This window comes from Clostridium tarantellae (genome assembly GCF_009295725.1).
GTDB lineage: Bacteria > Bacillota > Clostridia > Clostridiales > Clostridiaceae > Sarcina > Sarcina tarantellae.
In genome coordinates, this window is the sequence record NZ_WHJC01000315.1 from 1 (window position 1) to 3,705 (window position 3,705).

Below are 3,705 nucleotides of genomic sequence, written 5' to 3' on the forward strand. Positions count from 1 at the left end.
ATTTTAGGTTTAACCCAAAATATAACAGTGATATTACTTATTAAAGTTCCTAAAAATACACCTGGTAAACCTATTAATTTCACTAATATTATTGAAGTAATTAAATTTATTATAGCTTCTGCTATAGGTGCATATCTATCTTGATGATATATCCCGCCCCCCTCTTTAAATGATTCTACAGAACTTCTCATCATTTGAAAATACAAATTAATTAATATAAGTGCCACTGTAAACTGAGCTAATATTTGACTTTCTCCTAACCACAAATTAACAAATACTGTTAATGTATTAGATAAACTTATAACTATAAAAGATGTTATCCAAAAACTTATGAAAAATAATCTTTTATGAACTTTATATGCTGTTTCCCTATTATCTTCTGTTAATAAATTACCTATACTTGGAGTAATAGCTGACATTGCATTAGTCATAAGCCCTTGAACTGCCGCAATCACCATATTATAACTATTAAATTTAGCAACAGCATCAAGATTAACAAAAGATGAAATTACTATACTATCTGTTCCTAATACAACTACTCCTCCTATTTTATGTAAAAATAAAGCTTTTATATTTTTTATTAGTTTAGTCTTTTCTTTTCTATTAATTTCACCTTTAACTTTATTTATAAATTCAAATTTTTTATTTATATATATATCCATGAACAAATAATACAGTAAATTTATAGCTATTTGAATGAATATGTATATATAAAAATTAGCATATAACTTTAAAAATATTATTTGTAATATAGCAATTATTATTTTTGATAAGGTAGTAGCTATAGAAAGCTTATATCCTTCTTGTGCCACATTTAAAATACATAGTTTATAAGAAAAAAAATAAGTTATTACTGTATTTATTAAAAATAAAATAAAGTACAATCTAACTTCAGTTATGTTTATGTTATCCTTGATAAATATTTGTATAAAAGGTAATATTAGAAATCCTAAAATTAATACAATTACTCCAGTTGTTTTATAAAAATTTTTATAAAAATTTAAATATCCTTTTACACGAACCATATCATTTTCAGCAAAAGGCTTGTACAAAGAAAATATTATAGCTGTTCCTATTCCCATTTCAACTATCGACAAATAACCAATAATATTAGTATATAAAGAACTTAATCCTAATAATTCTACTCCAAGACTATCTAAAAATACTTTTCTAGTTATGAATACAGGAATAAATGCTAAAATATATGTAATAATAGCTACTCCAGCATTTAATGTTGCTTTTTTAGTTCTCAATATTTTATTCCTTCCTTTGCTTTATATTCAAATTTTCTATATTGTAAATTTATAATTTAATAATACACAAAGTTCTATAATAAATATTAAATTATAGAACTTTGTAATATTTTATTGAATATCTTCAAAAATCCAATTGTGTATTTGTTCTTCTGTTTTTTCTTTATTAAAACCTAAATAATAAATATTTTTTATCATTTCTTGATTACAATATTCATCTTTAGGGTATCTAGCTTGTTCTATTCCATTATCTTTTAATGCCAATATATTTTTACCTATATTAAGCATTTCAGTTGGATTTAAATTAGTTTTTACCATTGGTAATAATTCATTTAATAAACTTGGATATTCTGTTGCTGGTAACTCTTCTATTTTATTAAGCACTTTAGTTAAAACGATTCTATGTCTTTCAGTTCTTTTGAAATCTCCACCTTCAGCATGTCTTACTCTACAATATGCCATAGCTTGAATTCCATCAACATGTTGTTTTCCTGTTGACTCTATTTTTGAAGAATTAGTGTTATTTAAAGAGTTTAAATGATCTATACAACTATTCATACTTTCAATTTCATCATTTCTTATATCTAACTCTATTCCTCCAACTTTATCTATTATCTTTGGTAATGTTGAAAAATTAACACTTACAAAATCTTTAACATTCAAATTGAAATTTTCATTTATAGTTTTTATTGCTAGTTGAGGTCCTCCAAAAGCATATGCATGATTTAATTTATCATTTCCATGACCATCAATATTAACATAAGAATCTCTCATAAGAGAAGTTAATTTTAATTTATCATGAGTTTTATCTACAGTAGCTATCATTATAGAGTCTGATCTTCCATAAGATCCTTGTGGAGCATCTATTCCAAATAAAACAATATTTTGGACTCCATCAAAAGCAGATAATTTTTTTTGTACTTCTACTGATATTCCTAGTTCATCTTCATTTAAGTCTACTTTATCAATTTTATTATACAAACTTTTAGTATAGTAAGCACCTACACCGCCTCCTACACCTAATATTAATAAAATAACTAGTAATACTGTTATTAATACCTTTTTAACTTTTTTACTGCTTGTACTTTTTTTATGCTTAACACTCATTATATAACCTCTTTCTTTTGTTTATCTATATTAGTTCTTAATTATTTAGCTTTATTTTATATCATTTACTATATAATCATGTATTTGATTTACTGTAGCATCTTTATTAAAAGTTAAATAATAAACTCCATTTATCATTTTTCCCTCACAATATCCATCTCTAGGAAATCTATCTTGCTCAAATTTAAGATTTCCTAATGATAATACATCTCCACCTAACTTTAATATCTTGTTTGAAGTTAAGCTAGTTTCTACCATTGGTAATAATTCATTTAATAATCCTGGAAGTTTGCTTGGCGAAATATTTTGTACTTTACCCATTAACGCATTTAAAACATTTCTATGTCTTTGTGTTCTTTCGTAGTCTCCTCCTGATGTATATCTTATTCTTGAATAAGCCATAGCTTGTGTACCATTTAGCTGTTGTATACCTACTGAATTTAAATGTTTTACCTTGGTTCCATTTAATCTATTCATATCATCTATGAGTGGATTTAATAATTTTAACTCTTCTGCAGTAATTTCAAGTTCAACTCCACCTAATTTATCAATTATTTTTGGTAATGTTGAAAAATTTACAGATACGAAATTTTTAATATTAAGATCAAAATTTTCATTTAAAGTCTTAATAGCTAATTCACTACCTCCAAAAGCATATGCATGATTTAATTTATCTTTTTTATGACCATTTATATCAACATAAGAATCTCTCATAATTGAACTAATTTTTAGCTTTTTACGTTCCTTATCTATAGTTAAAATCATTATAGAATCAGTTCTTCCAACTCCTCCGTCAGTAGTATCTACTCCAAATAAAGCAATATTTTCAACATCATATTTATTTAACTTATCATTAACACTTAAATTTTGTTCATCAACTTCAATTGTATTAACCTTATCTAACAAGGTGTATGTATATGATATTCCACCTATTGTAACACCTACCACTAGTAATACTATAACTAAAACCACTATTGTTATAATTTTTTTATATTTTTTCTTTTTTCTTTTTATTCTTCGCCTTTTACCAGGATTATCTCCCATAATCTAACACTTCCTTTCATAAAATTACAAATTTAATTTTATCATTTTAAAATATCACTGTAAATATTTTTATATATTTCATTTATTTAACTTTAATGTAATTTATGAAAAGAAAAGGTTAATAAAAACGAACTTCTCTTTATGTTATTTAATTATTTAAAATATAAATTCTTACACTAGTGTTTAATAATTAAAAAATATTACCATTGACTTTTTTAAAAATACAAATATATTTCTAGTGATATTGATTATATATCTACTAGGAATATATTTCCTTTAAAAAAGTGTGCAACAACCCCTT

Annotated in this window: 3 protein-coding genes; all 3 read right to left on the bottom strand. The window is 24.3% G+C overall.

The window, feature by feature from the left end:
- Positions 1-1,253 (bottom strand): lipopolysaccharide biosynthesis protein (locus tag GBZ86_RS13680; RefSeq protein WP_152891553.1); only part of this gene is annotated, 1,253 nt, incomplete at its 3' end.
- A gap of 111 nt (positions 1,254-1,364) precedes the next feature.
- Positions 1,365-2,360 (bottom strand): LCP family protein, encoded by a 996-nt coding sequence (locus GBZ86_RS13685; protein WP_152891555.1) that lies wholly within the window; start codon positions 2,358-2,360, stop codon positions 1,365-1,367.
- A 51-nt stretch (positions 2,361-2,411) separates the two neighbouring features.
- On the bottom strand, positions 2,412-3,404 hold the full coding sequence (locus tag GBZ86_RS13690; RefSeq protein ID WP_152891557.1) for an LCP family protein: 993 nt from the start codon (positions 3,402-3,404) through the stop codon (positions 2,412-2,414).
- Positions 3,405-3,705 lie beyond the last annotated feature (301 nt).

Coding starts and splice junctions, on each gene's coding strand:
- GBZ86_RS13685 (WP_152891555.1), bottom strand. CDS start 2,360: ATGAGTGTTAAGCATAAAAAAAGTACAAGCAGTAAAAAAGTTAAAAAG.
- GBZ86_RS13690 (WP_152891557.1), bottom strand. CDS start 3,404: ATGGGAGATAATCCTGGTAAAAGGCGAAGAATAAAAAGAAAAAAGAAA.